This window comes from Deinococcus frigens DSM 12807 (assembly GCF_000701425.1).
Classification (GTDB): Bacteria; Deinococcota; Deinococci; order Deinococcales; family Deinococcaceae; genus Deinococcus; species Deinococcus frigens.
The window spans coordinates 1-5,138 of record NZ_JNIW01000110.1; the positions used below are offsets into that span (position 1 = coordinate 1).

Below are 5,138 nucleotides of genomic sequence, written 5' to 3' on the forward strand. Positions count from 1 at the left end.
TCGTGTCCGAAGGCATAGAGGTGGTCCAGCGTGGGGATCGACGACACGTCGATCCCCACTGGCGGCGGGCGCTGAGCTACCTCAAGATCGGTCTCCGGGCGGTTCATTACGCGCTGAGCCGTGGTCAGGCAATCTTCTCTCGCCTGACGCTCCAGGGTGGGCCTGACCCTGAGCCACTGGGCCATCGGAAACGCCCTCATGCCTCTCCTCAAACCACCCTTGAAGTTGGCTGGCAGCTCGTTTTCCGTCCGCCCTCATAAAATTTGTCAGGCCGCCAGGTCTCACGACTGTTTCTTCTGCTCAGTCTGACGTATGCCTGGATGGTTCGGATCGGGGTATGGCGAGCGGACGGCGATGGAATCGCCGTCAAAGCCCACGGGCGCAGGGCCATGAGTTTGGCCCAGTATGGGTGGGAGCTGCTGTGTGACTCTCTGCGCTGGCAGCGCCTCCTCTTTCAGGACCTTCTGGCGCTTCTGATGACCGCTTTTCCTTCGCCCAGCCAGCCTGAATCCGAAAGTGTCAGGTACTGAGCAGCCAGTTGTAAGGTGCGCACGCTATGTATGGTTCAAGCCCTCTTCGAGACTGATTTTCATCTTGGCAAAATCGAGCCATCTCCAATCGCAGGTTTCTACAGAATGTGCCAAGCGCTTCGTATATCAGACAACAACGCCTACAGGTGCCTTCGCCAGGGAGGCGGACCAGCACGCCGACAGCTCCCACCAGGAAGCGCAGGTCACCCAACCTTCAGGTAGTTTCCTATCGCCGTGGATCAGGTTACATGTCACGGCAGACCTCCGCCTGACATCCGCCCGCTAGACCATGTGGATGAAACGCCTGTTCCTGACTGCCGCGCTGTCTGGCCTGAGCCTGTCCAGCGCCCAGACTGCTTCCGCTGATCTCAGCGGCACGCTGACCCTCTACACCTCCGAGGTGCAGGCCGACGTGCAGGCACAGGTGGACGCTTTCAAGAAGCTTTATCCCAGGGCCGAGGTGCAGCTTTTCCGCTCTGGCACCGGTGAGGTCACGGCCAAGCTCAACGCCGAGCTAGAAGCTGGCAACTCCCAGGCCGATCTGCTCTGGGTTGCCGATCAAACCTACTTTGACACGCTCAGCAAGCGTACCCTGCTGGAAAAACTCGATCTCAGCGGCCTGAATGTGCCCGGCAACGCCGTTTACGGTGGCACCTACGCCGAGGTTCGCAAGCTCTACAACGTCATCGGCGTCAACACCAACGTGCTCAAGACCGCGCCGAAGTCGTTCGCCGATCTCAAACAGCCCGCCTACCAGAACAAGTTGGCGATGCCCAATCCGCTGTTCAGCGGCGGCGCACTTTCTACCGCTGGGACGCTGGCGCAGCGGCTGGGCTGGGATTACTTCGACGCGCTGGCCAAGAACGGCATGAAGATCGAGCAGTCCAATCCGATCACCACCACCAAGTTGATCGGCGGCGAGTACGGCGCGGCGCTGCTGGTGGACTACGCCCTGCGGCGTGAGGCCGCCAAGGGCGCGCCGATCCAGATCGTCTACCCCACAGAGGGGGCCATTCTGGTGCCGACGCCCATCGGGGTGCTGAAATCCAGCAAGAACAAGGCGCTGGCGCAGGCGTTCGTGCGTTTCCTGTATTCGCCAGCGGCCCAGACAAATTTCTCCAGGCTCTCGTACGTGCCCGTGATGCCGAGTGCGCCCCGGCCGGCCGGCGTCCCCGCCAGCGTGCCGACCCTGCCCAGCGCGGCGGCCTACATTGCGGCCAACAAGGCCGAGATCGGCCAGCGCTTCTCGGCCCTGTTTGACCTGAAGTAAGTGGCCCGGCCTGAAGCACAAGCGGCGGCGTGAAGCGCAGCACCTTCAAGTCGGGCACCTGGGCGGCGGTCATCCTGGCCGCGACTGGACTGTTCGCTCTTTTCAGTGTCCTGGCGCGTGGTCTGCCCGCCGTGCCGGGGGTGTTGCGCGGCGACTGGGATGTGGTCCTGGCGACGCTAGGCCTGGTGGGCGTGGGCCTAACGCTCTCGCTGCTGATCGGCGGTGGGCTGGCGCTACTCACCTGGCTCGCGCGGCTGCCCACTGCCGCCGACCTGCTCATTTCAGTCTCGTACCTGATTCCGCCGTTTATCGGGGCGACGGCCTGGCTCGCGGCGCTGGGGCCGGGCAATGTGTTCACCGGACGGGCGATCCTGCCGGTCTACACACCGTTCGGCATTGAGCTGGCCTGGGTGACGCACTACGCGCCGCTGGCCTACCTGCTTGTCCGGGCGGCCCTCAGCGCCCAGGGGGAAGGACCATTGCTGGCCGCCCGCGTCCATGGCCTGAACAGCGTGCAGGGGCTGCGGCGGGTGGTGCTGCCGCTGATCTGGCCCGGCGTGGGCGCGGCAGCAGTGCTGATCGGCCTGAGCCTGCTGGGCAATTTTGGGGTACCCGCCGTGCTGGGCTTTCCGGCCAAGATTTACACCCTGTCCACGCTGGCCTACGCCCGGCTGCTTAACCCCACGCTGGCCGATCCGCTCTCGGCGGCCTCCGGAGTTGCCTGGCTGCTGGTGGTGGCCGCCCTGCCCGCACTGCTGATCCGCCCCAGAACGCCAGCAGGCGATCCAGCATCGGACTTCGGGCTGCCCACGCCGCGCCGCCTGCGCCGTCTGGCCTGGGCGGCCGTCAGCCTCTGGACACTCATCGCGCTGGTGCTGCCCCTCTCGGCCACGCTGCTGCTGGCCTTCAAGCCCTCCTACCGCCCCGGCTTCACGCTGGACAACTTTGCCGGGGCGCTGGTCCTGGACAGCGTGCGGCGGGGCCTGTGGCACTCGGTCTGGCTGGCCCTCGCTGCGGCGGCCATTTGCGCCCTGCTGGGTCTGTGGATCGCCCGCGCCGGACAGGGATCGCGGCTGGCGAGCGCGGCGCAGCGACTCCTGACCCTGCCGTACCTGCTGCCGGGTACGCTGCTGGCCCTGGGGCTGATCCTGGCCTTTGGGCGCACCGCGCTTTACGCCACACCACTGTTCCTGATGCTGGCCTATCTGCTGCGCTTCCTCGCGCCGGGTGTAGAGGGCGGACGCAGCGCGGCCACGCCCGGCGCGGCAAATCTGGAGTTTGCCGCCCGTCTTCACCGGGTGAGGCGCTGGGCAACTTTCTGGCGCGTGACCCTGCCGCTGGCCCGCCCGCATCTGGTGGCCTCATTTCTGGTGATCTACCCGCTGGCGCTTTCCGAGGTCACGCTCTCGGCGCTGCTGTACGCGCCGGGCGCGGAAACCGCCGGGGTGGGCGTCCTCAACCTTCTCTCGGAAGGCAACTTACGGGGGGCCGCCGCGCTGGCAACAGTGCTGTTGCTGCTGAGTCTACCTACCCTGCTGGTGCCGCGTGGACGCGCTTAAATGGAGGTCATGCCGAGAAAAGAACCGTCGCCCGCGCCAGGTCCCACCACCCGTCCAGACGCCCTGAACCTGGTGGGTGTGACCAAACGCCTGGGGCGCAACGAGGTGTTGCAGGGCGTTGACCTGCGGGTGGGGGCCGGGGAGATCGTGGCGCTGCTGGGGGCCTCGGGCAGCGGCAAGACAACCCTGCTACGGCTGGTGGCGGGGATGCTGACCCCAGATGCGGGCCAGTTGATCATCGGCGGACGGGAGGCAGCGCACTTGGCCCCAGAAGCCCGCCGGTTGGGCTTCGTGTTCCAGGACTACGCCCTGTGGCCGCACCTGAGTGCCAGGGAACACCTGACCCTGGTGATGGGCAGGGCTGGCGTAGCCCAGTGGGCGCGGGCGGACACCCTGCTGACCACGGTGGGGCTGGCCGGGCTGGAAGAGGCCCGGCCAGCCCAGCTTTCCGGCGGCCAGCGGCAGCGGGTGGCTTTGGCCCGCGCCCTGGCGGTGGAACCTGAACTCATCTTGCTCGACGAGCCTTACAGCGCTCTTGATCCAGTGTTACGCGAGACACTGCGCGGCGAGGTGGCGGCGCTGCTGCGGGCCGAGGGCCGCGCCGCGCTGCATGTGACGCACGATCCCGACGAGGCCATGACAGTGGCCGACCGGATTATCGTGCTGGGCAGCGGCGAGGTGTTGGATGATGGCCCCCCGGACCGGGTCTACCACTCGCCCGCGACGCTGGGAGCCGCCCGCGCGCTGGGGCGATTGAACGAGCTTCCAGCTCAGGTCAGGGCTGGGGAGGTCAGGCTGGGCGATTGGCGCGCTCCAGCAGCGTTTCCCGACGGAGAGGTGATGGTGACGGTTCGCTGGGAACACGCGCGGGCGGTGAGAAGCCACGGCGCGGCCCTCCAGGCCACCTTTGAGCGCGACGCCTCCATGCGCGGCGTCACGCTGGGCCGTTTTCGGTTGTTGGACGGCCCTGTCGTGGTCGCCCAGCGCACCACGGCGTGTGAACCGGGTGAAGTGGTGGGCCTTGAGCTTGCAGGCGTGGGCGTCTTTAGCCTGGAACAGAGCCAGCCAAGCACCCTCTGGAGCGTGCCGTGAATACGCTTGATGCGCATTGCAAAAGGTGGACTCAGGCTACCAAAAGCGTTTTCGCCGTCCAGCACGAGGGCGAGCTATGTCCACCCCCCCACCCGGCCTCCCCCGCAATGGTGGAGGAGCAAAAAATCCCCCGTTTGGAACAACGAATTTTCTATTCCCGAGTGTTGAAGCAGCGTGGTGGTGGGATGGTCTAGTAAAGCGCGGTCCAGAAGGCTGGCAACGTCGAAAGGCGCGGTTATGGTGATTCATGCCCGGTGAGCAGGACGACAACATGCTGAGCAGCCGAGCTGGCACCTGAGTCTGAACGGGTGTTTTCAGGCGATAGGGCTTACAACGCGATTTGCTCACTTGTTAGCGGCTTGTGACTTGCAGCGCGCTGATGCGCCACGCGTACCGTCAGAGCATGAAAGCCAGTCTGATCTCTCCGGCTCGCATCCGCATAACTGGACAGGGTAGGCACACGCCGGGCGCGCTGCTGGAACTGCTGCGTGCCGCACCGTACCTGCTGCCCGCACTGCTGATCTTCGTGGTCTTCACCTATTACCCGCTGGCACGCGTGCTGTACATGAGCCTGACCGACGCGGACATGCTCAGCGCTCCAAACTGGGTTGGCCTCGCCAATTACCGTCAACTCCTGGCAGACCGCGAGTTCTGGAACAGCCTGGGCATCACCGCTGCCTTTGCCGT

At 65.5% G+C, this 5,138-nt stretch carries 4 protein-coding genes and 1 pseudogene; 4 read left to right on the top strand and 1 reads right to left on the bottom strand.

Annotated elements, in window-relative coordinates:
- Positions 1-200, bottom strand: a 200-nt coding sequence (locus Q322_RS23695; RefSeq protein WP_034419365.1) for a hypothetical protein, incomplete at its 3' end; no start/stop codon positions are given.
- Between the two features lie 625 nt (positions 201-825).
- Between Q322_RS23695 and Q322_RS0119485 the strand changes: the two genes are divergently transcribed.
- From Q322_RS0119485 to Q322_RS0119500, 4 genes and pseudogenes are all read left to right on the top strand, one after another.
- Positions 826-1,800: an ABC transporter substrate-binding protein gene (locus Q322_RS0119485; protein ID WP_029479516.1), complete on the top strand. Its 975-nt coding sequence runs from the start codon at positions 826-828 to the stop codon at positions 1,798-1,800.
- 29 nt (positions 1,801-1,829) lie between these two features.
- Positions 1,830-3,359, top strand: coding sequence for an ABC transporter permease (locus tag Q322_RS0119490; protein WP_051668797.1), 1,530 nt, complete (start codon positions 1,830-1,832; stop codon positions 3,357-3,359).
- Positions 3,360-3,368: 9 nt separating this feature from the next.
- Positions 3,369-4,451 carry an ABC transporter ATP-binding protein gene (locus Q322_RS0119495; protein WP_084148110.1) on the top strand — a complete coding sequence of 361 codons (1,083 nt, stop codon included), beginning with the start codon at positions 3,369-3,371 and terminating at the stop codon, positions 4,449-4,451.
- Between the two features lie 403 nt (positions 4,452-4,854).
- Positions 4,855-5,138 (top strand): annotated as a pseudogene (locus Q322_RS0119500) (sugar ABC transporter permease); the annotation flags it as partial.